The sequence below is a fragment of the Leptospira langatensis genome (genome assembly GCF_004770615.1).
Classification (GTDB): Bacteria; Spirochaetota; Leptospiria; order Leptospirales; family Leptospiraceae; genus Leptospira_B; species Leptospira_B langatensis.
In genome coordinates, this window is the sequence record NZ_RQER01000011.1 from 521,371 (window position 1) to 547,310 (window position 25,940).

Sequence of the window (25,940 nt, forward strand, 5' to 3'; positions counted from 1 at the left end):
TGAATTAGGAAAGAATGAATTCCTTGTTCAAAACTCGAATGAAGTCGCGTTTGATGTCTTTCGGACAAGCGGCCTCGCACTCGTATTGGTTTGTGCAATTTCCAAATCCTTCCTTGTCCATTGCGTTCACCATGTTTTTCACGCGTTCCTTCTTCTCTACCTGTCCTTGTGGAAGAAGTGCCAGGTGAGAGACTTTTGCGGACACAAATAACATAGCAGAAGCATTCTTACAAGAAGCGACGCAAGCACCACAACCAATACAGGTCGCAGCATCCATTGCCACATCCGCATCTTTCTTAGGGATCGGAAGTGCATTCGCGTCAGGAGCTCCCCCGGTATTGATACTTACGAATCCTCCGGATTGGATCACACGGTCGAAAGCGCTACGATCCACAACCAAGTCCTTGATCACGGGAAATGCTTTCGCTCTCCAAGGTTCGAGATAAATTGTATCTCCGTCCTTGAAGCTTCTCATATGGAGCTGGCAAGTAGTGACCCCAGGAAGAGGGCCGTGCGCCTCTCCGTTGATCATAATATTACAAGAACCGCAAATACCTTCTCTACAGTCGTGTTCGAAGGCGATCGGATCATCACCCTTCACGATCAACTCTTCGTTGACCACGTCCAGCATCTCTAAGAAAGACATATCAGGAGAAACTCCCTTTGCATCGTAATTTACGATCTTGCCTTTCTCTTTTGAGTTTTTTTGTCTCCAGACTTTGAGTTTGAGGTCCATTATTTGTAGCTCCTCGTAGCGAGTTTAATGTTCTCGAATTCCAAATGCTCCCTGTGTTCCACAGGTTTTGTTCCAGATCCTTTCCATTCCCAAGCAGTTGCATGGCAGAATTTATTGTCGTCGCGTTTTGCTTCGCCGTCTTCCATCTGATGCTCGGTGCGGAAATGTCCACCGCAGGATTCTTCTCTGGTGAGCGCATCCAAGCAGAGTAGTTCTCCGAATTCTAAGAAGTCGGCAACTCTTCCTGCTTTTTCCAAGGATTGATTTAGCTCAGTTCCGGAACCTGGAACGTTTACGTTCTTCCAGAATTCCTCTCTGATCTGAGGGATCTTAGTAAGAGCTTCTTTTAGGCTCTTCTCATCTCTTGCCATACCGCAATTGTTCCACATGAGTTTTCCCAACTCTTTATGGAAGGAATCTACGGTTCTCTTTCCTTTGATGGAGAGAAGTTTATTCGTCTGTTCGTTTACATCCGTCTCTGCCTTTTTGAACTCGGCATGATCTACAGAAGGAGTTTTGCCGAATCCGACTTCTGCGAGATAATTTCCGATGGTATAAGGAAGAACGAAATATCCGTCCGCGAGTCCTTGCATGAGAGCGGAAGCTCCGAGTCGGTTCGCACCATGATCAGAGAAGTTTGCCTCACCGATCACGAATAAACCTGGAAGATTGCTCATTAGATTATAATCTACCCAAAGACCGCCCATGGTATAGTGAACCGCAGGGTAGATCCTCATTGGGACCTTGTATGGGTTCTCTCCGGTAATCTGTTCATACATCTGGAAGAGGTTTCCGTATCTTTCTGCGATTGTATGCTCTCCCAAGCGTTGGATCGCAGAAGAGAAGTCTAGATAAACTCCTTGTCCGCCCGGCCCTACGCCGAATCCAGCATCGCAAACTTCTTTTGCAGAACGAGAAGCGATATCTCTCGGGCAAAGGTTTCCATAGCTCGGATATTTTCTTTCCAGATAATAATCTCTCTCGCTTTCCGGAATGTCCGCAGGATTACGAGTGTCTCCTTGTTTCTTAGGGACCCAAATCCTACCGTCGTTACGAAGAGACTCGGACATCAAAGTTAGTTTAGATTGATGGTCTCCAGACACAGGAATACAAGTAGGGTGGATCTGAGTGTAACAAGGGTTTGCGAAGAAGGCGCCCTTCTTGTACGCTCTGAAAGTCGCAGTTACGTTAGATCCTTTTGCGTTTGTAGAAAGATAGAATACGTTACCATATCCACCGGAAGCCAGGACCACTGCATCGCCAGCGTGCACACTGATCTTACCGGTAACCAGGTCACGGATGATCACGCCTTTTGCATGGCCGTCGATCACTACCAGGTCTACCATTTCGGTGCGAGGATACATTTTCACATTTCCCAAACCGATCTGACGGGAAAGAGAAGAGTAGGCGCCTAAAAGAAGCTGTTGCCCTGTTTGGCCTTTTGCGTAGAAGGTACGAGAAACTTGCGCTCCACCGAAAGATCTGTTATCCAAGTGGCCACCGTATTCACGAGCGAATGGAACACCTTGGGCTACGCACTGGTCGATGATATTTGCGGAAACTTGAGCCAAACGATAGACGTTCGCTTCTCTCGCTCTAAAATCACCACCCTTGATCGTATCATAGAAGAGACGATAGACGGAGTCACCATCGTTCTGATAATTCTTGGCAGCGTTGATACCACCCTGAGCGGCGATGGAGTGAGCCCTACGAGGGCTGTCTTGGAAGCAGAAAGTTTTTACGTTATACCCAAGTTCAGCAAGAGTTGCGGAAGCGGAACCCCCAGCAAGACCAGTACCGATCACGATGATTGTATATTTTCTTTTGTTGGCTGGGTTCACCAATTTGATATGGGATTTGTAATCGTCCCATTTCTTTTCCAACGGACCCGATGGGATTTTGGAATCTAAACTCATAGTTATTGCGCTCCTGAAACTTTCACAAAGTTAAGAAGTACGGCAACCGGCATAGAACTGTTACCGATGAAGATGGTCAGTGCATAAAGGATTGCGAATGCGTTCGTTTTCGGTGCCCAGAAAGGGGTGTTGAGTCCCAGGGTTTGGAAAACGCTTGTGACCCCGTGTCTAAGGTGGAATGCGAGAATGAACATTGCCACGATATAGGAAACAGAAACATAAATGTTCTTAAATCCTAAAACGACCATGGAATACACATCATGCCTTTGCTTGTCCCCGATCGTTTCTTGAAGTGCAAAATTCTCAGGTTGGAATTTACCAAATGTAAAATGAAGCAAATGATAGATAACGAAAGAGAGAATTACCAAGCCGGTGAGAGCCATATAACGGGAGGAAAGGGTGGCTTGGATCGTGCTATTCTTTACGTAGCCGACCGGTCTTGCCGCCTTGTTTTCCAAGGACAATTGGATCGCGTAATACACGTGTAAAACGAAAGCGACCAAAAGAATTCCTCGAGCCAACCATAAAAGTCCGCCCAAGCTTTGTAGGAACTCGGCATAAGAATTAATCTTGTCCGGTTCTTGGAAGATCTGGAGGTTCCCCAGCATATGCAAAAATACAAAGCCGAAGAAAATGATACCGGTGATCGCAACGATAGTTTTTCTACCGATGGAAGACCTTAGATATCCAGCTTGAAAATCCATTCAAAATCTCCTGTGAGGATATAGGAAGAAGTCATCGATTTGTGTGAAAAAGGACCAGGAAACATACCAAATGTTCGCCTGACACTCTAACAAATTATGATAAAAAAACAGGTTCAGACGAAAAGCACTTTTAAACGAAAAGACAAAAAATGGACATTCTAAGCAGAAAGTTTAGACTTGGTCTCATTTAGCTTGGGACGGAAGTTTGGAACATTATAATATGCCTGGATCGGATCCGTTTCGAAGTTTATACCAAGAGGAATTGAGGGAGGGAAGAAAGGAGAAATCTCTTTCTTCCGAGGAAAAGACCGGGTATTTTTATTTTAGAGGAATGCAACTCTCTCGAGTAGGGTTCGGCGGATATCGTATCGGGCTCCAAGATCCGGAGCATAGAGAGGCTCTGGAATTTTCACTACGTTCCGGAGTGAATCTGATCGACGTATCCTCCAATTACGGTGACGGGGAAGCGGAGAGTCTCGTAGGGCAGGTGTTGCGCAAGAGTTTTGCGAAGAGGATCACGTCCAGAAAGGAGATCTTCCTCGTCACGAAGGTGGGCTATATCCAAGGAAAGAATTTGCAGTTAGTCGAGTCCAGAAACCAAGACAAGACTCCTTTTCCGGAAATCACGTATTACCAATCCGGCTGTTATCATTGTATTTCTCCTGAATTTTTAGAAGATCAATTAGAGAGATCCCGCAGGCGACTCGGACTTTCTGTTATCGATGCATTCCTTCTCCATAATCCCGAATATTTTCTAATGCATTCTGAGAAGAAGGGGATCCCCCGTGCCGAAGCCAGAGCCGAATACTACCGAAGGATCCGAGAGGCCTTTATTTTTCTGGAGAAGGTGAAAAAAGAAGGGAAGATCCAGTACTACGGGATCTCGAGTAATACCTTCCCTGTCCCGGAAGAGGAATATACTCACAGTTCTTTGTCGAAGATACTACAGATCGCGGAAGAGGTCGGAGGAAAGGAGCACGGCTTTGCGGTGGTCCAATTCCCTGGAAATTGGTACGAGGACGGATTTATCAGAAATCAGAATTCGAATGGAAAAAACCTTCTGGATCTCTGCGAATTGCACGACCTTCTCCCTTTGACCAATAGACCGCTGAACTCATTTCGGGCCGGCGAGGGGATGGTCCGACTCTCATATTCCAGTCTGAATGCTCAAGAAGTGGAAAATTCGTCGAAGTTACTACAGATCCTAGAACTCGAATCTTCTCTCACGGAAGAACTGGAACCAAATCCAAAGTGGAGCACACTTTCTTCTCTTTGGAATGAATACGGAGAAAAGATCAGAACAGAAGACCAGTTCCAGGTCTTGTTGGAAAAGTCCTGGATCCCGATCTTGCGGCAAACGGTGAGCGAGCTTTCGGCAGAACAAGGAAAGGAAGCAGCGGAAGAATATATCCGGGTGTTGAATACGGCCCTTCCGTATTTGGAGGAACGAATACGGATCCGGTCTTCCGAAAAATTGGCTAGTCTCTATAAAGATTTGATCACAAGATTCCATTCGACCGGATATGAACCGACTAGTCTTTCCTCTCTAATGGTCATGGATCTCGCCTCTCTTCTCAAGAATGGGACAGTTCTTTTAGGAATGAGAAAAAGGAAATATGTTCGGGACATTCTTCCGATCTGGAAACAACCTCTGCCGACTATACATCCGAACCATTGGGGAGAGCATGGAGTTTGATCCGGAAATACGTTCTATCCTAGAAAAGATCAAGTCGGGAGAAGATGCAAATTCTACCTTCGACTACGCTTGGAAAGAAGGAAGACGGCTGTATTTAGATAAAAGATATTTCGAGCTCCACGAAGTATTCGAATTCCAATGGAAGAAGGAGACTGGAGGCCGGAGACTCCTTCTGCATGGATGGATCCAACTTGCAATTTCTCTTAATAAGATTTTTGTAAAACCCAATATGAGAGGAGCAAGGATGCAGGCGGAGAAGTCCAAACAAAAATTCGAAAGCCTTGGCTCTACCGGAGAACTATCTTCCAAAGGAGATAATTGGAATTCGGAGATCATTGTATTCCTAAATGAATTATTATCCTTATTTTCAGGGGAAGAAAGTTGGGATATCGAACAAATTAGCAGACTTTCTCTTCCAAAATTCCAAGCTGACGGAAAGGAATGGTTTGCACCTTTCGTTTTTACTATAGAATGAATCCGGATTATGGAATTGGCTGACGGAAAACACACTAGCGCAGAGACCGGATTCTTTGAGTCCGGCGGATATAGACTCGCGTATGCAAAAAGAGACAATGGAAAAGGAAGAGCCTTACTTCTCCTCCATGGTTTCATGGATTCTTCCCAAACCTTTTTATTCCAGGAGGAATTCCTTTCCGAGTATTTCGATCTCTACCGTTTCGACTACCGTGGCCACGGTGACTCGGAATGGTTGCGAGAAGGTTTTTATCATTTCATGCTTCCTCTTGTGGATACGAGAAGCTTTATCACGCAATTCCTTCCTGAAAAATTCCATATCTTAGGCCATTCCATGGGAGGAGGCTTGGGTTCTAGGATCGCAGGACTCTATCCGGATCGAGTGGAAAGTCTTGTCGCCTTAGAAGGGTTCAGTTCCATTCCCGACCCGGAAAGAGAGAGAAGAAGGTTCCGATCCTGGCTGGATTCCTGGGAGATCAGTCTTGCAGGAAAAGATAGAAAGCGCCAAAAGAATTTCAGATCCGTAGCCGAGGCGGCCGCAAGACTGGCGCCGATGTATCCAAGACTTCCGGAAGATAGGCTCTTAAAGATTACGGAAACCTTAACTAAGCCTAGCGAAGACGGATTCATGTGGAAAAGCGATCCTTCATATAAGAATGGTCCTCCCGTTTTCTTAAGTCCTCAATTTACTAGACATCTTTGGGAGAGCATTTCTTGTCCTGTCCTCGTGATTTACGGAAAGAAGACCCATCTGGCTCTGGATGATTCCGGAGAAGTGTTCTCTCATATTAAGAATTTAAAATATACTGAAATAGAAGATGCGGGCCATAATATGCATCATGATCGCCCGGAAGCGGTAAATGAGCTACTTCGCGAATTCTACGTAACAAATTTGAAGTAAATAGGTTTAACGTACGTATCAATGTCGTCTAACGTAAAATTTACGCACGTATGTTTAGTACTAAAAATCCTGAGACATAAAAAATTTATGGGGAAATAAATAAAAAAAACTTGTACTTTAATCGTACTCAAATACGCTCCTTCCAACGTTTGGTAGTAGGGAGCGCACATGGTGAGCAGCAAATTTAAAGAGCAATTGGAAAGATACGTAAATTATCGCGGGATCGACATCATCTTACATCTGAAAGACGGTTCTGTAATCGAATTGGATAAAAATCGCAGGCTCATCGGTGAAGAGATCGTATACTTCCCGGAAAAATCCAGCCCAAGTAAAATTTCCTTAACCATGATCCAGAAAGCGGATCTATTCGTCGCATAAACGATCAACTTTCTTCGAAACGAATTTAGAAGAAAAACAAACGACGCCGGGGAATCCCCCCGGTGTTTATTTCAAATCAGGCCCAATCGAAAATGACTTAAGCCAGGTCCTGGATCAACCCTTCGATCTCTCGGATTTTCTCGAAATCCTTCTCCGTATAATTCAGAAAAACGTCAAATTCCGAATCGGAAACTCGATCACACTTGATCACTTTCATAGGAATATCGATAGATCCGGATAAGCTGATCATTCCTACTTTCACGAATAGATTGGTTCCAGGTTCCAGTGGAATATCAGTTCTATGAACGATTCCCACCAGTACATTTTCCGCGATCCTAAGCTTGGAATTATCCAAGACTTGGAAGCCTACATTGAGGGTAGAAGGGATTCTATTATATTTCATGGCGGTATCCTCCCGATCAGTCCTTCGAAGGTTAATATAAATCGCTTACGTTCCGATTAAGATCCCCTTACGATATTGAGAAAATCGTTCGAATCAGCGATTCTATACATTTTAAGCAATTTCTATACCAGTAATTCCGTATTTGGACTTGGCAGGAAAGAATTTCGTGCAATGCACTAAAATATTATGTCGATTTCTAATATAGCGAACATATCCGGCGATAAGGCATCGAAATATCGAGATTTTCAGTGTTCGTGCCCAGCAAATTCTTGCTGATAGGAAGAAGGGCATCCGGGGTTTCGGAATCTTCTTCTAATTTAGAATTTGGGAAATGCCAATTTATTAAGCGAAATGGCTTTATTTGATTCCTAAGAAGCTTGGAAATATTTTATTCCGACGCGAATTGGATTTTAAGTGGGAATTCCGATCTTCTGAAATTAGAACAATATCAAAAGATCGGAATTATCTCTCCGAGAGAATACAAATTGAAGTATTTGGTCTAAGGCAATCTTAGACCAAATTAAATAAAGATCTGGACCGGAACTTCAATAAAGGATTCTGGTCTTGATCGAGCCAGGATGTTTTTCAATCCTCTCCTTCAGCTCGTCACCCACGTTCATATTGATCACCATGGATAGATATCCGATCTCCGCGCTGGTTCCCAGATGTTGGGAACTGATATTCGCGCCGATCTCGGAAACCATGCTGTTGATATCTTTCAAGAAGCCGGGCTGATTCTTGTGAACGTTCAGAATTCGATACATTCCCTGAGGGATCGGAGTTAATTCTATATTCGGAAAGTTCACTGCAAATGTAGTAGAACCGTTGTTTATGAATTTTAGTAACTTACTCGCAACCTCGGAGCCGATATTCTTCTGAGCTTCTTCTGTGGACCCTCCGATATGCGGGGTCAAGATCACATTTTGCAGATTCTGAATGGGAGTGATAAAAGGATCGTTATTGGATTCAGGCTCTTCCGGAAAAACGTCTATTCCAGCACCGGCGATATGACCGGACTTGATCGCAGCAGCCAAGGCCTCTAGATCCACAACCTTACCTCTGGAAAGGTTGATCACATAAGCGCCTTTCTTGGTGGCCTTGATCTCTTTTTCTCCGTAGAGCTTCATTGTTTCCGGGGTTTCCGGAACATGGAAGGTAACGAAGTCGGAAACGGAAAGTAGTTCCTGATAGGATCCGATCGGGCTAGCATTCCCCAAAGGAAGAACGGTCTGCACATCGTAATAGACTACTTTGAGTCCCATTGCTTCTGCCAAGACGGAAACCTGGCTTCCGATGTGTCCGTAGCCTACGATGCCTAAGGTCTTTCCTCGGACCTCGAAACAGTTTTTAGAGATCTTATTCCAGATCCCTCCATGAGTGTTACGGATATGATCCGGCACTCTTCTGGCTAACATTACGATTTCTGCGATTACTAGTTCCGCAACGGAACGAGTATTGGAGTAGGGAGCGTTGAATACAGGGATTCCCTTTTTCTCGGCTTCGGCAAGATCCACTTGGTTTGTGCCTATACAAAAGCAGCCCACTGTCATGAGGCGTTTCGCCTTATTCAAAACCGGAGCCGTAAGATTGGTCTTGCTTCTGATCCCGAGAACATGAACATTTTCGATCTCTTTCAAAAGTTCGTCCTCTCCCAGAGCTTGGGGAAGAAGGCGCACATTGAAACCGTCTTTTTGGAAGAGATTGAATGCGTCTTGGTGTACGTTTTCCAATAGGAGTACATTGATCTTTTCTTTTGGATAGGAAATCATAGTTCTATTGCCATGGAACTTTCTCTCGGCTTCCATGAAAACGGATTTTTTACTTCACCTTTCCAGCAAGCAGGGAAGAATGGAGCCAGAAAACCTACCCGGAGATTTAGATCCGACTCATGTTTGCCCGAATTTCGTTTCCCTTTCTTAGCTTCTTTTCGATTTCGATCATAGCTGTTTTTTTGCCAGGCTGTTCTGCAAGGATCCAAGTCCTTCCGGAGCCAGTAGTCGAACAGACTGTATTACGTTCCGGGCCGGTCTGTCCCGGGTCCTGGTTTTGCAGCCAGGGAAGGCCAGGTTCCTTGAATTTTAAGGGAATCTTAAATAATAAGACAGGGGAAAAGCCCTTGTTCATCGAATACTACATGAGTTCTTTCGAGGAAAGTTTTCCGATCGGGATCTCGATCAAGTTGGATCAGACCTGGCACAATCTCAGAAAGACTTCTACCGATTTTGGGGACACAGTTCGAGTCGTTTCCATCGTACCGCCGGAACTAACGGATAAGGTATTGAACGCGAAAGAGATCCAGTTCAGCTTTTCCTCTAGGGACAATACTACGACAGTTCATCTTTCTTCTTCGAATTCGGATCAGCTGAAGTCCTTACTGAAAGACTTGAAAGAAAAATTAGATTCTCAAGCGAAGCTCACGATCACAAATCATTAAGTTACTTTAGCCCGGGCTGCAGCGACCGTGAGAATCCAAGAAGGGTTGCGGTTCGTACTTGCCTGGGCTTTTCGAGAGGAATGAGCCGTGACTCAAGGGCTACGGCTTTCTAAAGAGTGGCCTATTCGACTACTAACCCCTGAGCTGAAATGGTAGGGGTCTTATTCCGGTCTCATTAGAGGAAATAGAATGGTATCTCTGATGGAATGAGAATCAGTCAAAAGCATTACTAGCCTGTCGATCCCGATCCCGAGGCCACCTGTAGGAGGCATTCCGTATTCCAGGGCTCGGATATAATCCTCGTCCATCATGAACGCCTCGTCGTCTCCTGCTTCTCTCTGTTTGACCTGTTCTTCGAACCTTTCTTTTTGATCGAATGGATCGTTTAACTCGGAGAACGCATTTCCGATCTCTCTTCCTACGATATAAGGCTCGAACCTTTCCACATAACCGGGGTTATTCGGATTGGATTTCGCCAGAGGGGAAAGCTCTTTCGGATAATCGGTAACGAATACAGGTTGGAGAAGATTCGGTTCCGCCTTTTCGGAGAAGACCTCATCGGCTACCTTCCAGATAGAAGTGCATTTGCTCGCATCCACCTTAACGGAAGAAGCCTTTTCTTTCGCCTCTTCCAAAGTCTTTACTTGGGAGAAGTCTATGCCGGAATATTCTTTGATGATATCCACGTATTTGACTCTTCTCCAAGGAGGGCTTAGATCGATCAGATCATTCCCGTATTTGATCTTAAGAGTTCCGCAGATCTTTTGAGCAAGATGAGTGATCAGTTTTTCGGTGAGCTCGAGCATTTTGCCCATGTCTCCGTAAGCCATATAGGCTTCCATCATGGTAAACTCTGGGTTATGCTTGGTAGAAGTCCCTTCGTTCCTAAAATTGCGATTCAATTCGAAGACACGATCGAGTCCGCCCACGATCAATCTCTTTAAATATAACTCTGGAGCGATCCTTAGAAATAACTGCATATCCAGAGTATTATGATGAGTAACAAACGGTCTAGCTGCTGCTCCACCTGCAATCGGTTGCATCATAGGAGTCTCTACTTCTAAGAATCCTTCGGAGGTAAGGAAATTGCGGATCTCGGATACGATCCTGCTTCTTGTAATAAATGTGTCTCGAACCTGGTCGTTCACCACCAAATCCACATAACGCATTCTGTATCTTTGCTCCACGTCCACAAACGCGTCGTAGACCACTCCGTCTTTCTCTTTTACGACGGGAAGGGGACGGATGCATTTTGCAAGAAGTGTGACCGAGGTCAAATGAAGAGTGGTTTCCCCTTTTTGGGTTTGGAAAAGATAGCCTTCTATCCCGATGAGATCTCCCAGGTCCAAGCTCTTGAAGAGGGAATAATTCTCTTCTCCCAGATCGTCTCTAGTCGCATAAAGCTGGATCACTCCGCTCTTGTCTTTGAGGTGGGCAAAGCTTGCCTTTCCCATGACTCTTTTGGAATGGAGCCTTCCTCCCAAGAGGAATTTCTTGTCCGGACCAGTAGGATTCTTAGCGTACTCTTCTATCAAAGAAGCGGAGTCCGAATCCGGAAAGAATCGGATCGGATAGGGATCGATTCCCTTCTCCTTGAGACTTTCGATTTTTTGGATCCTTTGCTGTATGAGTTCGTTTGTTTCTTTGAGTTCTTGAGACATTTCTAATTTCCTAATAATATCAGATACAAATGCTTAGCGAGTCTTCCGAGGATTGACTCCAGGCTTTTCGGTTTTAAGAACCAATCTCCGGAACCGATCCCTTCCGAGACCTTAGAGATCGCAATATAGATCCCAGCCGGTTCCAAAACTCCTCTATATAAACGAAGAAGAGTGGCAGAATCGAATTCCTTTCCGATCAGAAGAAAGGTCTTCCATTGGCGGTCCAAGGCGATCTTCAAAAGCGTTTTGGGAAATTCCTGAGGGCCGGCCTGGATCGTATATACAAGGATCTTATTCTCATCCACGCCTAAAGACGTTAGATACGCTTGCAATGAATTCGTTACGTCGGAGGATATCCCTATATCCGACTCGGGAGTAGTCGGCGAATATAAGATGACGATGACTGGAGCGAGGCCCTTCTTCCAAAGTGCCGCGGCCTGTTTGAACTTATCCCTTTTTCCGGTTTCGATCGCTTCTAATATAAGTGCATCCGATTTTTTAGGATCCGCCTTAGATACTAATAGGAAGGGAGCGGAGAAGAATAGGATAAGAAAAAGAATGAGTAATCCGAAAAAACCGTAGGAAACAAGCTTTGTCTTATCTAAGAATTCTTTAACGGAGAGAGGACCGGATGCCATACGTTCTCTGAGGATTTAATTTTTCGAGGTGAGGGGAGATCGAAGTGTGCTCGAGAGGGGACTCGAACCCCTACACCGAACCGGCACAAGCACCTCAAGCTTGCGTGTCTACCAATTCCACCACCCGAGCGGTCGCGATTGACAGAATGGGTGAGGCACCCGGCCTGTCAAGGAAATTCGATCCGGTATCCTGCTCAGACCAGTTGGTATTTCTTCTTCTGCTTTTTATCTTCCGGATCCAGTATGAATCTTTCCGGATGGAATACGATGTCCCAATATCTGCGGGCATAGGCGACCACTCCGACGAGCAAGATCAGGACAAGAACGTATCCCGAATACTCGGGATGACGAAAGAAATGAGTCGCTTCGAAAAGAGGTCCGAATAGCGGAAGGGTCATGTACCAAAGCACGCTGACCGCAACGATCCCGACTCCGAACTTACCCCACCAATTCGGTTTTCCTTGGATCCCTCTTTTTAGATAGAGGAATCCACCCAACCAAACCCCAAGGATCTCTCGCCCAATATAGATGAGAAGGATCCAAAGAGGGAATTGGTAGAAGTAAACGATGACGGAGAGACCGCCAATGGTCACGATCTTATCGCAAACAGGATCCAAATATTTTCCTAATACTGATTCTTGGTGGAGCAAACGAGCTAGAAATCCATCCAGAAAATCGGTAAGGACTGCAAGAATGCAGGTTGCGATCGCGAGCAGTAGATACTCTCCACTGCGAGGAGCTTCTATATGTTTTCGAGTGAAATGAATAAAGAAGGGAAGAAGTAAAACTCTGGATACGGATAAGAAATTGGAGAAAGTGAAGATCCTATCTTCCAGTAAATCCTTGGGCTTTTTTTCCTGAAGCATGTATCTTAGGCCGAATTCTATCGGAAAAACCGATCTTTAGGAAAGGCTATGGAAGGGACTTAAAAATTCATCCCTTTTTCAGAGAAACGAATTGACCCACGAGATCGCTTGGAAATTATGTTCTTCATAAAAGGAGCTGTAGCTCAGCTGGTTAGAGTGCCTGCCTGTCACGCAGGATGTCGCGGGTTCGAGTCCCGTCAGCTCCGAAATTCCCAAACAATATCTATACTGCATTGCAACGGATCAGATTGATTCTGGCATGCTTTTAATTGACCAAACTTTGTTTGGTCACCGACTCGCTGCGCGGTCGTCTTCTCGCTCCTATTGTCGCTGCGAAGACTCGAAGCTTTTGCTCGAAAGCAATCATAGCGACCCATAGGGAGCGTAAATGATTGCGTCGCGAGCCAGGGATGGCGAAGCGAGAGCAAAAGACGCCGTGGAGCCAAGTCGAGCAGGAAGGGAGACTGCGTAACGGCGAGTCCCGTCAGCTCCGGTTAGATAAATTCTTCCGAATCCTTTTTTAGAATAATCTCTCCGATTTCTTCTAAATCCCGTAAGACAGTCAAAATCCCATTTCTGGCATCTGTGATCTCTTTCAAAGTGACCTTGCCTCGGATCTCCATGCTTTCCAAAATATCGTTTGCGCGATTCTTGGACATTGCCTCGAAGAAATGCGACTTGATCCCTTCTGCGGCGCCCCGGAGCGCGATCGCGATAATATCGTCTCCGCCCAATCGATTGATCAGGATACGCATTTCTTTTGAATTCAATAATAGAACATCTTCGAAGGTATAGAGTTTTTCTCGTACTTGAGAGGCGAGTTCCGGAGAATGTTCTTCCAGCTCCTTGAGAATTGTCTCTTCTAAAGACTTGTCCATATGGTTCAGGATGCTTGCCAGAGCCTCTGCACCGCCCGCTTCGCTGAATTCGGATTTGTCCCTTTGCTCGTACTTTTTCTTTAAGACTTTTGCGATCTGTCGGATCGCGTCCGGATGAGTCTTGGTTGTATTCGCGAGTCGGACGGCTACCTTGCTCTGCAATTCTTTCGGAAGGAATTTCAGGGTCTCAGCGGCTTTCTTGGGTTGTAAGAAGGCTAGGGTGACAGCGATGGTCTGGGTATGTTCCGGCGCTAAAAGATGGGCCAATGTCTGTGGCTCTGCATCGTTCAGGAAGGAGAAATCTTCTTCGGTATCCTTTCTATCTAGTTTTCCTAATATACTTTCCGATTTTTCCTTTCCGAGGGATTGGTAGAGGAGCTCTCTCGCTGTATCAATTCCGCCTCTGGATTCGCCAGCCAGATCTTTGAGAGAACCTTGGAAATCGAGGAGTGCAGCTTCTTTATCCGCTTTAGTTACGGATTTGATCTTTGCCATTTCTTGGACGATCTCTTCGATCAGTTTTTCGTCCAACTGTGCCAACGCCTTGGCTGCAGCTTCCTTTTCTAAGGAGAGAAGAAGTAAAGCCGCCTTTCTTACTTTTTGGTCCCGAGCAATTAGATTGGAATCCTTATCCACTTTCCCTTCCGCCAATTGGAAACTATTAAGCGAGTAGTCGAAGCGGATGCTCTAGAAAATTTCGGAATACTTCTAACCAACCGGCACCGACAGCGCCGTCTACCACTCTATGATCGCAGGAGAGGCAGACTGAAAGAGTCTTTCCCGGAACGATGGCACCGTTCTTGATCACAGGTTTTGCCACCACATTTCCCACAGCCAAGATTGCTGCTTCCGGTTCGTTGATGACTGCGGCGAAACGATCTATACCGAACATTCCCAAATTGGAAACGGTAAAGGTTCCGTCCGAAAACTCTTCCGGTTTGAGTTTCCTGTCCCTTGCGCGGGAAGCAAGCTCTTTTACCGTCTTACCGATCTCCAGAACAGAACGTCTGTCTGCATTCCGTACGTAGGGAGTGATCAACCCACCTTCGATGGAAACTGCGACACCAATATCCACTCTACCATGTTTTAGGATATGATCCTCTCTCCAGGAAGAATTCACTTCGGGAACTTTTCGTAAGGCCAAGGCAGAGGCGCGGATAATAAAATCGTTCAGGCTAAGCTTGATCTCTTCTCCGGAGGCTTTTAAGTCCGCATTCAAGTTTTCCCGAAGAAGGGTTAATGGCTCTGCGTCGATCTCCATATCCAAATAGAAATGGGGCTGGTGAGTTTTGGAATGGATCAAGCGAGAAGCGATGGTCTTTCTCATTCCGGAAATCGGAAGCTTCTCTTCTTGCGCTGCCGGCGCAGCAAATGGGGAAGAAGTCTCGAAAGCCGCGCTCATTCCGTTCTCAATATCTCTCTTGATGATCCTTCCATCCGGTCCACTGCCTCGGACCCTGGAGAGATCTATCCCGGATTCATGCGCGAGTTTCTTTGCGAGAGGAGAGGCCTTGATCCTGCCTTCCAAAGCGGAATTCGAAAGGCCACGGGTAATGCTGGATTCTTTCACCGGTTCAGGTTCTTCCTCGATTACAGGAGAAGGAGACGGACTAGCTGCCTGCTTGGGCGCCTCCGCTTTTTTTTCGGGGGCGGGAGCCGCCGGTGCTGGGGTATTGGCTTCCGAAGGAGGGGAGGCGACCGTTCTGGACTTTGCCTCCGTTAGCAGGGCGGAAATATCCTCGTCTGCTTTTCCAATAATAGCGACCGGGGCGCCCACAGGGAGTTTTGCTCCTTCCTGAGCTAAAATTTCAAGAAGCACCCCCGAATCGAAGGCCTCCATTTCCATGACTGCCTTGTCCGTTTCGACCTCGGCGAGGATCTCTCCCGGGGCGACCGAGTCGCCTTTCTTCTTCAGCCATTTGACCAAAACCCCTTCCGACATCGTAGGGGAAAGTTGGGTCATTTCGGATATTTTTGCCATATAATTTTGCCTAATTATAATATACTAATATTAGAATATTCTGGATTACTTAATCATACTTCTGACTTTCTGGATTATCTTCTCTTCGCTCGGGAGTGAGGATCTTTCCAGATTGGCCGCGTACGGCATGGGCACATCTTCTTGAGTGATCCTTTCTACAGGGGAATCCAGATAATCGAAAGCGTCTTTTTGGATCAGATAAGCGACCTGAGCACCAAAGCCTGCCACATTCCAACCTTCTTCCACAATGAGCGCTCGGTTCGTTTTTCTGACCGAAGTGAGAATGGCTTCCTCGTCCAAGGGGCGAATGCTTCTCAGGTCTAAGACTTCGACCGAGATGCCTTCTTTTGCTAATTTCTCCGCAGCGGGAAGGACATACATGAGAGCGCGAGACCAACTGACGATGGTGAGTTGTGTTCCTTCTCTCTTGATATCTGCCTTTCCCATAGGAATGGAGAATTCTCCTTCTGGGACTTCTCCTTTGGATCCGTATAATACCTCGCTTTCTATAAAGATGGTAGGATTATTATCTCGGATGGAGGTTTTTAGAAGCCCGTACGCATCCGCCGGAGTATAAGGGGCAAGTACCTTCAATCCGGGAATATGGGCATACCAGCTCTCGAAGGATTGAGAGTGTTGCGCGGCGAGTCTTCCTCCTGCACCTCCGGCTCCTCGAAATACGATCGGGATCGGAAATTGTCCGGCGCTCATATAATTCATCTTTGCTGCGGAGTTAATGATCTGATCGATTGCTACGAGAGAGAAGTTCCAGGTCATAAACTCTATAATGGGTCTAAGTCCCACCATCGCGGCGCCGATCCCGACTCCCGCAAATCCGTTCTCAGAGATAGGAGTGTCTATCACTCTCTTTTCTCCGAACTTGGCGAGCATCCCTTGGGAGACCTTGTAGGCTCCTTCATAATGTCCCACTTCTTCTCCCATGAGAAAGATATTCGGATCCTTCTCCATTTCTTCGGTCATGGCCCGATTGAGGGCTTCTCTATAAGTAAGTACTGCCATTACATGTTCTCCGCATAGACATGTTTGTAGAGCCAGCCTAAAGGAGGTTCTTCGCTTTTTTCAGCAAAGTCCACAGCTTCTTCGATCTGCTTGGCGATGGTTTCGTCTAACTTGGATATTTCCTCTTGTGCCCAACCAGAGCCAATGAGATCCTTTTCTGCCTTGATCAGTGGATCTCCTTGTTTATATTTATCTAATTCTTCTTTGGTACGGTATTTAGCAGGGTCGGACATGGAATGTCCTCTGAAACGGTATGTGGAAATTTCCATAAGAGTAGGGCCTTCTCCTCTTCTTGCTCTCTCCACTGCCACCTTGACGTGATCTCTCACCTTGCGGACTTCGTCTCCTTCTATATGGTCTCTCGCTATATCGTAGGCCGCAGCTCTGACGGAGACGTCTTTTACCGACAAGGCCCTGTATTCGGGAGTTCCCATTGCATAATGATTGTTCTCGCAGATCATTACGAGAGGAAGTTTCCAGATGGCTGCTAAGTTCATTCCTTCGTGAAAAGATCCAATGTTCGCAGCACCTTCCCCGAAGAAACAAAGAGTTACCGCTTGGTCTTCTCTATATTTGGAAGCGTATGCGATCCCAGCCGCCAAAGAGATATGGCCTCCTACGATCCCGTGGCCTCCCATGAAGTTTTTCTTCTTATCGAAGAAGTGCATGGAGCCTCCGTTCCCGGCTACGATCCCAGTCCTTTTACCGAACAATTCCGCCATGAGCGACTTGGGTTCTAAGCCTCTTGCGAGTGCGTGACCATGATCTCGATAGGTGGAAACTATATAATCTTTTTCTTCTAGAGCGGAGATCGCTCCCACGCCCACCGCTTCTTGACCGATATATAAATGGCAGAAGCCTCCGATTTTTCCCATGCTGTACGCTTTGGCAGAAGCCTCTTCGAAGCGTCGGATAAGAAGCATTTGTCTGTAGAGTTCGAAAAGGTCTTGGGTTTCTTTCTTTGTTTTTGGTTGGCTCATAATGTTAGAAAATGCGAAAACAATCGCAAACTATCTCTTTAGAACGAAGATATGCAATTGGATTTCACGAATTTTCGAAAAAAATTCTAAATCGTCTCTCAGATCCAAAAATTTCTTTTTTTCTAAGATGTTCCGAGTTTGTTTGAGCCTGTGAGGACGATACTCGTCACGGAAGATGAACCGGGGATCCGGGATACGATTCGAATCGCTTTGGAATCGGAAGGGTTTCGTATGTTAGCCGCTATGACCGGAGCGGAATGTATTTCCTTACTCGCCGAATCTCCCGACCTGATCGTATTAGACGTAGGACTCCCTGACGGGAGCGGTTTCGAATTCCTAAAAGAGATCCGGAAAAAACATAGGACCCCTGTGATCCTTTTGACGGCCAGAGAATCGGAATTGGACCGGGTTCTCGGACTGGAGCTAGGTGCGGATGATTATATGGTAAAGCCCTTCAGTCCTAGGGAATTGGCAGCCAGGATCCGGGCCGTTCTTCGAAGATACGACGGGACCTTTTCGGAAAAACAAACCGCATTTCGGGTGGATGAGGATCGAAAGATCGTTTATTATTTTGAAAAATCCTTAAGCCTAACTCCGTACGAATATAAAACTCTTCTTCTGTTCCTAAAATGGCCCGGAAAAATCTTTACTCGAGAGGAAATCATGGACATGGTCTGGACGGAGCCGGAGGATAGTTTCGATCGTGCGGTGGATACTGTGATCAAGAACGTCAGATCTAGGCTCAAGGAGATCCGTCCCGATCAAGATCCGATCGAAACGAAAAGAGGCCAGGGTTACGGTCTAAAGGAAAATATATGAGTCTCTGGATCCGGATCGTAATCGGTTTTTTTTTGTCTTTTCGATCGGTTATTACTATTTCATAGATAAGATCGAAAAATCCATTCGCCCTCGCTATATGGAGACCGTAGAGGAATCCGTTAACGATACCGCAAATCTTTTCTCTGCCCTCCTCGAAGAAGAAATATCAAAACATCCTAATTTAGGTTTGGGCGAGCTTTCGAATCGGACTCTGGATCCTATTTTTAGGAACGCGAGGGCTAAAGACTTAAACTCAAAAATTTTCGAAGTCACTAAGAAGAAGGTGGATCTCCAACTCTATGTTACGAACGAGCATGGGATCGTAGTTTATGATTCCGAATCAAATAGAAAGGGATTGGATTATTCTTTAAAAAACGATGTGTATCTGACTTTAAAAGGTAAATATGGTGCGCGGTCTAGTAAATTGGTTTCCACGGACCCAGAAGGTGCGTTATTCATTGCGGCGCCCATCCGAAAATCAGGGAGGATTGTCGGAGTTCTAACGGTCGTCAAACCGAAGATGAGTGTGATCCCATTCATCGAATCTGCTACAAGCAAGTTCCGCAATCTAAGTATCTTTGTCGCTTCGGCAATTGCATTTTTGTTTATAGGACTAGCCTATCTTATCTTTTCTCCGATCCGTAAATTATCTGAATATGTTTCCGCTTTGCGATCCAAAAAAAGGGTATCCTTTCCTAAGATCGGAATTCCTGAAATACGAGGCTTGGGCGAGGAGATGGACCAGCTCGTAAGAGAGATCGCCGGAAAGGAATATGTAGAGAACTATATACAATCTTTGACTCATGAAATCAAGAGTCCTCTTTCTTCCTTAATGGCTTCTGCGGAGCTTATCTCGGAAGATCCGAATCGGGTCCAGACCCTTCTTTCTAATATCCAGCTCGAAGGAAGAAGGATCCAAATGATCATAGAAAAATTACTAGAGCTAAGCGCTCTGGAAAATATTTCTCAGATCGAAAAGACTTTAGAACTGGATCTGGCCGAGATCTCCAGAGAATTGATCGAGTCTCTATCCCCTGAATCCATGCGTAAGAACGTTAAGATCGTTTTAGAAGGAACAAGAGTTACTGTGGAAGGGAATCGTCTTTTCCTGGATATGGCGATCCGTAATTTAGTGCAGAACTCCTTTGATTTTTCGAAAGCCGGATCAAATATCTTTATCCGTACCGGATACAAAGAGGGGGCTCCTTTTTTAGAGGTGGAAGATTTTGGTCCGGGAATTCCAGAATATGCGCTCGAAAGGATCTACGAAAGATTTTATTCCTTACCTCGTCCGGATACCGGTAGGAAAAGTTCCGGGCTAGGGCTTGCCTTTGTGAGAGAGATCGCAAAACTTCACGATTCTTTAGTAGAGATTCAGAACAAAGGAGAGAAGGGAGTGATCGCACGGATTTTTTTCCCGAAACGTTCCCAAACTTAGGATCCTCATCAATTCCTCATATTTCGCTCATCCTATCCTCACCAAGAGCCTGCATACTTTAGAGGATAGGAGTTGATCATGTTTAAAATCCAATCTTCCGTGAATCTTAGGATCCTTATCTTAGGGCTCATGTTGCTCGGTTTCCTTATCCCACTGGGTATGGTAGGTGGTTTAGTATCGGAAAGGCAGGAGAGGGCCCGTTCCTCTGTCCAAGAAATAGGTTCCAAGTGGGGGATGCCCCAAACTGTCGCAGGGCCTTTTTTGGTAGTTCCTTATACGTTCTATTCTGAAAAGAATCAGGACGGTATATCCACAGAAATTGAAGGTGAGATCTATTTTTTACCGGATGAATTGGATATGGAAACGGATCTAAAGACCGAAAAGAGAAAACGCGGGATCTATGAAGCGATCCTGTATAGCGGCGATCTAAAGATAAAAGGGAATTTTAAAACTCCTTCTCGTACCGATTTCCCGAACGGTACAAAGTCGATCCAATGGGAAAATGCAAGGCTGATCGTCTCCATCAGCGATCCGAAGGGAATTGGAAACGATCTGGAACTCGTGGTGGCCGGTAAGGAAAAAACTTTCCAACCGGGTTCTTCTTCTCCTTTTATTCATTCGGGTCTTTATGCGAAGCATGATCTTTCTCGTTCGAATCATCCTCTTTCGTTCCAGATCAAAATTCCGGTGAAAGGTTCCGAATCCATGTATTTGGTCCCTCTTGGAAAAAGGAGTTTGATCCATATGTCTTCGGATTGGAAGGATCCTTCTTTCGAAGGAGCCATATTGCCCAAGTCCCGAAATATTACCGAGTCCGGTTTTCAGGCAGAATGGGAGTCCTCTTATTTCGGAAGAAATTATCCGCAAACGATCACCTATATGGATTCGAATACCATGGAACTAATACTATACTCCGGGTATGGAGTGAGGTTGATCGTTCCGGTGGATCATTATTTGAAATTGGATCGTTCTTTGAAATATGCGATCTTATTCTTAGCAACTAGTTTCACCCTGTTCTTCCTGCTCGAAATATTCGGCGGAAAAATATTACATCCTTTGCAATATCTGATGATCGGATCCGCGATGGTGATCTTTTATATTCTCACCTTATCGCTTTCGGAACAATTAGGTTTTGGTCCGGCATATATAGTAGCGTCTATCGCAGTATCCGGGCTCGTTTCCTATTACGCAGGGGCAGTGCTTCAAAGTGTCAAGAGAGGGATTCTCGCCGGAGCATACTATATCGGATTGTATTCTTTCCTATATGTTGTCTTGGATTCGGAAGATAATTCTCTCTTGCTCGGATCGGTTGCTATCTTCGTCTTACTTGCGGTTCTGATGCATTTGACCCGAAAGATAGATTGGTATTCCTTCGGATCCAAAGAAAAACAAGTAGTTTAACCTATTTCGACTAAACCTAGAAGGGAGGGATCCCTCCCTTCATATATTATAAATAACGTATATTATGAAAGCTAGTTTTAAGATCCCTTTTTTCTCCCAACTATTTACTCTGGCAATTTCCTGCGTATTGAGTCTGGTCTTGATCCATATCCGGATCCTCATCTCGCAAAAGGTGAGTTATTATTTCCTAATCTGGAACCTGATCTTAGCCATGATCCCTGTTGGAGTCGCATATTTTGCCTATATTTATTATGAATGGAGAAATAGAAGAATAGATCCTTTGTTCTTTCTGTTACTCACGATTTGGCTTCTTTTTTTCCCGAATGCTCCTTATATCGTTACCGATTTCGTGCATTTGAAGCCAAGGCATTCTATCCCGATCTGGTTCGATATATTCCTGATCTTCTCTTTTTCCTGGAACGGTTTCTTTTCAGGACTTATTTCCTTGAGGATGATGCATCTGATCTTGAACGATAAGATGAACGTATTTACAGGATGGATCTTTATACTTCTCGTTGCGCCGGTAGCGGCTTTCGGGATCTATATAGGTAGATTTTATAGATGGAATTCCTGGGATATCATAGAGAATCCCGGGCCGTTATTTTATGATTCTTTAAAATTGATCCAGTCAGTTTTGGGAAATAAGGAACTTGCGAGTATTCTTGGGCTCACTTCTTTGGGGATATTCTTGGCGTATGCTTTGATTTTGTCGGTGGGCGGAATGCAAATGCAGACCAGATCGGGCAAGGGAAGGGGATAGGAGGTTTTTCCTCATTCCCCAAAAAAATGCTTATGGAAATTTGCGAATCGTTCGAACCTTTAGATGAGCCCAAAATGGGCTGAAAAATTTTCTAAAAAATTCTCCTAAATCATTTTGGCCCTGCTGCCAAAAATACCTAAAAACAAGCTTAAAACGGAGAAAATAGGCGATTTTATCCTGAAATCGTGAAAATTAATCCCGGACATTCTCCCCACCGAAGATATATTTGAAGGAATCTCAGAATTCTAGGTTTTTCCCGGATTTCAGACCTTCATTTTAAATATATAAAAAAAGACCAAAACCAAACCAGCGCAAGATCCCGGCACGGATGCCGGGCTCATGATCTTAAGTTTCAAGGAGGAAACAAATGATCATTAACCATAACTTAGCCGCGATTAACTCCCACCGCGTTCTGAAGTTCCAGAACAACGAAGTGGCAAAAAACATGGAAGCTCTCTCTTCCGGTATGCGTATTAACCGTGCCGGCGACGACGCTTCCGGTCTTGCTGTTTCCGAGAAGATGAGAACTCAGGTGAAAGGACTTCGCCAAGCGGAGAGAAACACTGAGGACGGCATGTCCCTGATCCAAACTACGGAAGGATATCTGCAGGAAACTAACGATATCATCCAAAGGATCCGTGTACTTGCTATCCAATCTTCCAACGGTATCTACGGTGCAGAAGACCGTCAGATGATCCAAGTGGAAGTCTCTCAGCTCGTAGATGAGATCGATCGCATTTCCTCCCAAGCAGAGTTCAACAAGATGGCATTGCTCCAAGGCGATTTCGCTCGCGGATCAAGAACCGCTTCTATGTGGTTCCACATCGGACCGAACCAGCACCAGAGGGAACGCGTTTATATCGCAACTATGACCGCTAAGGCATTGAACCTGATCAAAGCTGACGGATCTCTGTTGACCCTGTCCACTGCAGAGTGGGCTAACGAAGCAATCGGACTTTTGGACGATGCTTTAATGAAGATCAACAAACAAAGAGCAAACCTCGGAGCTTACTTCAACCGTTTAGAGCATGCTTCTAAAGGCCTGATGGTAGCTTACGAGAACATCCAAGCTTCAGAGTCGAGAATCAGGGACGCGGATATGGCAGAGGAAACAGTATCGTTCACTAAGAACCAAATCTTAGTACAATCCGGTACTGCTATGTTGGCGCAAGCTAACGTAAGACCTCAGTCTGTCCTCCAGTTACTTAGGTAATTAGGACTTTCCGGCAGCGGGGGCAGTAATGCTCCCGCGCTGGGAACTTTTCTGAGTAACGGATACGGATAACTGAGAATCGACTTTGTCGGAGTGTAACGCAGATCTTGAATATTCTAAGTATTTAAAGTTTTTGTAAGAACTCTTTTCTAAACCTTCATCGCCGATCGTCATCGGTTTTCCGGCAACCGTCTCTTGAAGAGGTACGGGGAAAACGTTGGGATGGTCGCGCCTTCACAAGAAATCCCAATCTTTTTCCGGTTCCTTTTCTTAAGGTTAATCCTTTTGAGATCGAATCCGAGTCCGTAAGGGCTCGTAGCAAGTTGATTTTTCCTTGGAGAGATCCGGGGAATGTTCGCGTTGATAAAACATCCAAACTCTTGAGGGAGAAATGGCCTGTCGGGTGGTCCGACCGGGTCCATCCCGGAGCACCGGACAGACCATTGTCCGCGGAGGATAGGGAGATCCTCCGGAAAATCTCTACAAGGAGTGTAGGATGATTATCAATCACAACCTGAGCGCGGTGAATTCTCACCGCTCTCTGAAGTTCAACGAGCAAGCTGTGGATAAAACCATGAAAGCTTTGTCTTCCGGAATGAGGATCAACTCAGCTGGTGACGATGCTTCTGGTTTGGCTGTCTCCGAGAAACTTCGGACCCAAATCAACGGTCTGAGGCAAGCGGAGAGAAATACGGAAGACGGAATGAGCTTCATCCAGACTGCGGAAGGCTTCCTTCAGCAGACCTCGGACATCATTCAACGGATCCGGGTTTTGGCCATCCAAACCTCGAATGGGATCTACAGCCCTGAAGACAGACAATTGGTTCAGGTAGAAGTCTCTGCCTTAGTCGATGAAGTGGATCGGATTGCTTCTCAAGCTGAGTTCAACCGTTTCAAACTATTCGAAGGAGATTTCGCTAGAGGTTCCAAAAGAGCTTCTATGTGGTTCCATATGGGACCGAACCAGAACCAAAGGGAAAGGTTCTTCATTGGAACTATGACTTCCCGGGCTCTGAAGCTGACCAAGGCAGATGGTAGACCGATTGCGGTCTCTTCTCCTGGAGAAGCGAATGACGTGATCGGCTTAGCCGATGCGGCGCTCGGAAAGATCATGAAGCAGAGGGCGGATATGGGAGCTTACTTCAATAGGCTTGAATATTCCGCGAAAGGACTCATGGCTGCATATGAGAATATGCAAGCTTCCGAGTCTAGAATTCGTGACGCTGATATGGCGGAGGAAATGGTTGCGCTAACCACAAAACAAATACTCGTGCAGAGTGGTACGGCGATGTTAGTGCAAGCCAATATGAAACCGAATTCGGTCCTTAAGCTTCTCCAAATGTAAGTCTTTGGGAAGATAAAATGCCACCGGGAGAGGGATTGCTCTCGGTGGCTTTTTTTATGATTAGTCTCTGATCCAATCCGTTATCCGAATGATTCTTGATCGAGATCTCTAAATAAGTTAGAAATTTATAATATCTTTCCTCTCTGGAACGCCTCGGCTGATTTTATAGTCGTCCAATCCATTTTTTTCTAAACCGCTCACTAGTAAAATTTTGCTTATTTATCGCGGAGCAGGTCTTACTTTTTCTCGTTCGATTTTTCCATTTTCGTGCCAAAATCCCTGGTTTTCTTTCGAATCTTCCCCTCCTTTTTTTAGAAGAATTTGTAAAATCCATATATTTAAGTATTGACTTAATTAAGTTATAGCTTAAATATATGGGCATGCAGGCATTAGATGCGATTTCGGATCCTACCAGGAGAAAGATCTTAGAACTTCTTTTTGACGGGGAAAAGGGGGCAGGAGAGATAGCGGGGCATTTCGATATCAGTTCCGCCGCGATCTCCCAGCATTTGAAGGTTTTGAGGGAATGTAATTTGATCCAAGTCCGCATAGATGGGCAGAGGAGGATGCATTCCTTGGACTACAAAGGTTGGAAGGAAATCCAGGATTGGATCGATCGGGCTAAAACCTTCTGGGAAGGCCGATTGGATGCTCTGGAGAGAGAATTGAAGGCGAACAAATTGAAGAAAGGGAGAAGATAGTATGGAGAATCTATCTATTAATAAAGCGCACGGGACCGATGTGTCAAACGCAGAAGTGCGTTTCGAAAGATTATTACCGGGACCCATCGAGACGGTTTGGGAGTATATTACGGATTCTGAAAAGAGGGGAACCTGGCTTGCGAGCGGTCCCATGGAATTAAAAGTAGGTGGGAAAGTCAGATTCCACTTTCTTCATTCCTCTCTTTCGGATGAGAAGACCTATCCTGATAAATTCAAACAGATGGAAAACGGTGTTTATGGGGATGAGACAGTAGTGGCTATCGATCCTCCTAGATCTATAACCATCACTTGGGCACCAGATTCGGAAGTAAACATCGAGCTAGTGGAAAAGGGAGAGGATGTTCTTCTTACATTAAGACATTATAAACTAGTGGACGACGGTGTAAGACTGCTGATCTCGGCTGGCTGGCATTCCCACCTGGACATTCTTGTTTCGAAACTCTACAAGCAACCGGTTCCTAAGTTCTGGCAGAACTTCTTGAAATATGAATTGGAATACGAGAAAATGAGGGCTGGAAGTAAGGTCTGAAAATAAAAAAGCCGACTGTTCCCAGTCGGCTTTCTCTTATCGAAAGG

The 25,940-nt window shown here is 45.4% G+C and carries 25 protein-coding genes and 2 tRNA genes; 14 read left to right on the forward strand and 13 right to left on the reverse strand.

The features are described 5' to 3' along the window. Positions 1-4: 4 nt before the first annotated feature. From EHO57_RS18375 to EHO57_RS18385, 3 genes are read right to left on the reverse strand one after another with little or no spacing between them, the layout of a single operon-like run. A complete protein-coding gene (locus EHO57_RS18375) occupies positions 5-736 on the reverse strand; it encodes a succinate dehydrogenase/fumarate reductase iron-sulfur subunit (protein ID WP_135642576.1) in 732 nt (243 codons plus the stop codon). Then, positions 736-2,652 carry a fumarate reductase/succinate dehydrogenase flavoprotein subunit gene (locus EHO57_RS18380; protein ID WP_135642578.1) on the reverse strand — a complete coding sequence of 639 codons (1,917 nt, stop codon included), beginning with the start codon at positions 2,650-2,652 and terminating at the stop codon, positions 736-738. The genes EHO57_RS18375 and EHO57_RS18380 overlap by 1 nt, the downstream gene beginning before the upstream one ends. A 2-nt stretch (positions 2,653-2,654) precedes the next feature. Next, the gene (locus EHO57_RS18385; protein WP_135642580.1) at positions 2,655-3,356 is read right to left on the reverse strand and encodes a succinate dehydrogenase cytochrome b subunit; all 702 of its coding nucleotides are present in this window, start codon (positions 3,354-3,356) and stop codon (positions 2,655-2,657) included. Between the two features lie 205 nt (positions 3,357-3,561). On the opposite strand from EHO57_RS18385, the gene EHO57_RS18390 reads away from it, so the two are divergent. From EHO57_RS18390 to EHO57_RS18405, 4 genes are all read left to right on the forward strand, one after another. Next, complete coding sequence (locus tag EHO57_RS18390; RefSeq protein ID WP_246050792.1) at positions 3,562-5,052, forward strand: aldo/keto reductase; 1,491 nt, start codon at positions 3,562-3,564, stop codon at positions 5,050-5,052. After that, positions 5,042-5,527 (forward strand): DUF309 domain-containing protein, encoded by a 486-nt coding sequence (locus tag EHO57_RS18395; RefSeq protein WP_135642582.1) that lies wholly within the window; start codon positions 5,042-5,044, stop codon positions 5,525-5,527. The genes EHO57_RS18390 and EHO57_RS18395 overlap by 11 nt, the downstream gene beginning before the upstream one ends. Positions 5,528-5,536: 9 nt before the next feature. After that, positions 5,537-6,427, forward strand: coding sequence for an alpha/beta fold hydrolase (locus tag EHO57_RS18400; protein ID WP_135642584.1), 891 nt, complete (start codon positions 5,537-5,539; stop codon positions 6,425-6,427). A gap of 168 nt (positions 6,428-6,595) precedes the next feature. Then, positions 6,596-6,805 carry a hypothetical protein gene (locus tag EHO57_RS18405; protein WP_135642586.1) on the forward strand — a complete coding sequence of 70 codons (210 nt, stop codon included), beginning with the start codon at positions 6,596-6,598 and terminating at the stop codon, positions 6,803-6,805. A gap of 97 nt (positions 6,806-6,902) precedes the next feature. Here EHO57_RS18405 and EHO57_RS18410 read toward each other — a convergent pair whose 3' ends face one another. Then, positions 6,903-7,208, reverse strand: a complete 306-nt coding sequence (locus EHO57_RS18410) for a PilZ domain-containing protein (RefSeq protein WP_135642588.1) — start codon at positions 7,206-7,208, stop codon at positions 6,903-6,905. Positions 7,209-7,753: 545 nt separating this feature from the next. After that, entirely contained in the window at positions 7,754-8,977 is a 1,224-nt protein-coding gene (gene serA / locus EHO57_RS18420; RefSeq protein ID WP_135642590.1) for a phosphoglycerate dehydrogenase, read from the reverse strand. A 131-nt stretch (positions 8,978-9,108) separates the two neighbouring features. On the opposite strand from serA, the gene EHO57_RS18425 reads away from it, so the two are divergent. Continuing rightward, positions 9,109-9,642, forward strand: a complete 534-nt coding sequence (locus tag EHO57_RS18425) for a hypothetical protein (protein ID WP_425460802.1) — start codon at positions 9,109-9,111, stop codon at positions 9,640-9,642. 161 nt (positions 9,643-9,803) lie between these two features. On the opposite strand, the gene lysS is transcribed toward EHO57_RS18425, so the two are convergent. The 4 genes from lysS to EHO57_RS18445 form a co-directional block, all read right to left on the reverse strand. Beyond that, entirely contained in the window at positions 9,804-11,303 is a 1,500-nt protein-coding gene (gene lysS / locus EHO57_RS18430; protein WP_135642594.1) for a lysine--tRNA ligase, read from the reverse strand. A gap of 2 nt (positions 11,304-11,305) precedes the next feature. Further along, positions 11,306-11,941, reverse strand: coding sequence for a hypothetical protein (locus tag EHO57_RS18435; RefSeq protein ID WP_135642596.1), 636 nt, complete (start codon positions 11,939-11,941; stop codon positions 11,306-11,308). Positions 11,942-11,988: 47 nt separating this feature from the next. Further along, positions 11,989-12,071 (reverse strand) — tRNA-Leu (locus EHO57_RS18440). A 64-nt stretch (positions 12,072-12,135) separates the two neighbouring features. Then, on the reverse strand, positions 12,136-12,807 hold the full coding sequence (locus EHO57_RS18445; RefSeq protein WP_135642598.1) for a CDP-alcohol phosphatidyltransferase family protein: 672 nt from the start codon (positions 12,805-12,807) through the stop codon (positions 12,136-12,138). A gap of 132 nt (positions 12,808-12,939) precedes the next feature. Here EHO57_RS18445 and EHO57_RS18450 point away from each other — a divergent pair. Beyond that, positions 12,940-13,013: transfer RNA gene (locus EHO57_RS18450), tRNA-Asp, on the forward strand. 288 nt (positions 13,014-13,301) lie between these two features. Here EHO57_RS18450 and fliG read toward each other — a convergent pair. From fliG to pdhA, 4 genes are read right to left on the reverse strand one after another with little or no spacing between them, the layout of a single operon-like run. Beyond that, on the reverse strand, positions 13,302-14,321 hold the full coding sequence (gene fliG / locus EHO57_RS18455) for a flagellar motor switch protein FliG (RefSeq protein ID WP_135642600.1): 1,020 nt from the start codon (positions 14,319-14,321) through the stop codon (positions 13,302-13,304). A gap of 25 nt (positions 14,322-14,346) precedes the next feature. Further along, positions 14,347-15,666, reverse strand: coding sequence for a pyruvate dehydrogenase complex dihydrolipoamide acetyltransferase (locus EHO57_RS18460; protein WP_135642603.1), 1,320 nt, complete (start codon positions 15,664-15,666; stop codon positions 14,347-14,349). Positions 15,667-15,711: 45 nt separating this feature from the next. Then, entirely contained in the window at positions 15,712-16,686 is a 975-nt protein-coding gene (locus EHO57_RS18465) for a pyruvate dehydrogenase complex E1 component subunit beta (RefSeq protein ID WP_135642605.1), read from the reverse strand. Continuing rightward, entirely contained in the window at positions 16,686-17,669 is a 984-nt protein-coding gene (pdhA, locus tag EHO57_RS18470; protein WP_135642607.1) for a pyruvate dehydrogenase (acetyl-transferring) E1 component subunit alpha, read from the reverse strand. The genes EHO57_RS18465 and pdhA overlap by 1 nt, the downstream gene beginning before the upstream one ends. Before the next feature lie 147 nt (positions 17,670-17,816). On the opposite strand from pdhA, the gene EHO57_RS18475 reads away from it, so the two are divergent. The 8 genes from EHO57_RS18475 to EHO57_RS18510 all read left to right on the forward strand — a co-directional run bounded on the left by EHO57_RS18475 (position 17,817) and on the right by EHO57_RS18510 (position 25,893). Then, on the forward strand, positions 17,817-18,485 hold the full coding sequence (locus EHO57_RS18475) for a response regulator (RefSeq protein ID WP_135642609.1): 669 nt from the start codon (positions 17,817-17,819) through the stop codon (positions 18,483-18,485). A 4-nt stretch (positions 18,486-18,489) separates the two neighbouring features. Continuing rightward, positions 18,490-19,923, forward strand: coding sequence for a two-component system sensor histidine kinase CreC (creC, locus tag EHO57_RS18480; RefSeq protein WP_135642611.1), 1,434 nt, complete (start codon positions 18,490-18,492; stop codon positions 19,921-19,923). Between the two features lie 78 nt (positions 19,924-20,001). After that, entirely contained in the window at positions 20,002-21,324 is a 1,323-nt protein-coding gene (gene creD / locus EHO57_RS18485; RefSeq protein ID WP_135642613.1) for a cell envelope integrity protein CreD, read from the forward strand. A 64-nt stretch (positions 21,325-21,388) separates the two neighbouring features. Then, positions 21,389-22,084, forward strand: coding sequence for a DUF1361 domain-containing protein (locus EHO57_RS18490; RefSeq protein WP_135642615.1), 696 nt, complete (start codon positions 21,389-21,391; stop codon positions 22,082-22,084). A 367-nt stretch (positions 22,085-22,451) separates the two neighbouring features. Next, positions 22,452-23,297 (forward strand): flagellin N-terminal helical domain-containing protein, encoded by an 846-nt coding sequence (locus EHO57_RS18495; protein WP_135589416.1) that lies wholly within the window; start codon positions 22,452-22,454, stop codon positions 23,295-23,297. Between the two features lie 496 nt (positions 23,298-23,793). Beyond that, a complete protein-coding gene (locus tag EHO57_RS18500) occupies positions 23,794-24,642 on the forward strand; it encodes a flagellin N-terminal helical domain-containing protein (RefSeq protein WP_135589415.1) in 849 nt (282 codons plus the stop codon). A 380-nt stretch (positions 24,643-25,022) separates the two neighbouring features. Continuing rightward, positions 25,023-25,343 carry an ArsR/SmtB family transcription factor gene (locus tag EHO57_RS18505; protein WP_135642617.1) on the forward strand — a complete coding sequence of 107 codons (321 nt, stop codon included), beginning with the start codon at positions 25,023-25,025 and terminating at the stop codon, positions 25,341-25,343. A 1-nt stretch (position 25,344) separates the two neighbouring features. Further along, positions 25,345-25,893, forward strand: a complete 549-nt coding sequence (locus EHO57_RS18510; RefSeq protein ID WP_135642619.1) for an SRPBCC family protein — start codon at positions 25,345-25,347, stop codon at positions 25,891-25,893. Positions 25,894-25,940: the final 47 nt, after the last annotated feature.

Excerpts from the sequence above, each read along its gene's own strand:
- EHO57_RS18465 (WP_135642605.1), bottom strand. The coding sequence starts at position 16,686 with ATGGCAGTACTTACTTATAGAGAAGCCCTCAATCGGGCCATGACCGAA.
- EHO57_RS18490 (WP_135642615.1), top strand. The coding sequence starts at position 21,389 with ATGAAAGCTAGTTTTAAGATCCCTTTTTTCTCCCAACTATTTACTCTG.
- EHO57_RS18510 (WP_135642619.1), top strand. The coding sequence starts at position 25,345 with ATGGAGAATCTATCTATTAATAAAGCGCACGGGACCGATGTGTCAAAC.
- EHO57_RS18385 (WP_135642580.1), bottom strand. The coding sequence starts at position 3,356 with ATGGATTTTCAAGCTGGATATCTAAGGTCTTCCATCGGTAGAAAAACT.
- EHO57_RS18435 (WP_135642596.1), bottom strand. The coding sequence starts at position 11,941 with ATGGCATCCGGTCCTCTCTCCGTTAAAGAATTCTTAGATAAGACAAAG.
- EHO57_RS18410 (WP_135642588.1), bottom strand. The coding sequence starts at position 7,208 with ATGAAATATAATAGAATCCCTTCTACCCTCAATGTAGGCTTCCAAGTC.
- EHO57_RS18505 (WP_135642617.1), top strand. The coding sequence starts at position 25,023 with ATGCAGGCATTAGATGCGATTTCGGATCCTACCAGGAGAAAGATCTTA.
- EHO57_RS18495 (WP_135589416.1), top strand. The coding sequence starts at position 22,452 with ATGATCATTAACCATAACTTAGCCGCGATTAACTCCCACCGCGTTCTG.
- EHO57_RS18395 (WP_135642582.1), top strand. The coding sequence starts at position 5,042 with ATGGAGTTTGATCCGGAAATACGTTCTATCCTAGAAAAGATCAAGTCG.
- EHO57_RS18445 (WP_135642598.1), bottom strand. The coding sequence starts at position 12,807 with ATGCTTCAGGAAAAAAAGCCCAAGGATTTACTGGAAGATAGGATCTTC.
- serA (WP_135642590.1), bottom strand. The coding sequence starts at position 8,977 with ATGATTTCCTATCCAAAAGAAAAGATCAATGTACTCCTATTGGAAAAC.
- EHO57_RS18500 (WP_135589415.1), top strand. The coding sequence starts at position 23,794 with ATGATTATCAATCACAACCTGAGCGCGGTGAATTCTCACCGCTCTCTG.
- EHO57_RS18380 (WP_135642578.1), bottom strand. The coding sequence starts at position 2,652 with ATGAGTTTAGATTCCAAAATCCCATCGGGTCCGTTGGAAAAGAAATGG.
- EHO57_RS18400 (WP_135642584.1), top strand. The coding sequence starts at position 5,537 with ATGGAATTGGCTGACGGAAAACACACTAGCGCAGAGACCGGATTCTTT.
- EHO57_RS18375 (WP_135642576.1), bottom strand. The coding sequence starts at position 736 with ATGGACCTCAAACTCAAAGTCTGGAGACAAAAAAACTCAAAAGAGAAA.
- EHO57_RS18460 (WP_135642603.1), bottom strand. The coding sequence starts at position 15,666 with ATGGCAAAAATATCCGAAATGACCCAACTTTCCCCTACGATGTCGGAA.
- EHO57_RS18405 (WP_135642586.1), top strand. The coding sequence starts at position 6,596 with ATGGTGAGCAGCAAATTTAAAGAGCAATTGGAAAGATACGTAAATTAT.
- creD (WP_135642613.1), top strand. The coding sequence starts at position 20,002 with ATGTTTAAAATCCAATCTTCCGTGAATCTTAGGATCCTTATCTTAGGG.
- lysS (WP_135642594.1), bottom strand. The coding sequence starts at position 11,303 with ATGTCTCAAGAACTCAAAGAAACAAACGAACTCATACAGCAAAGGATC.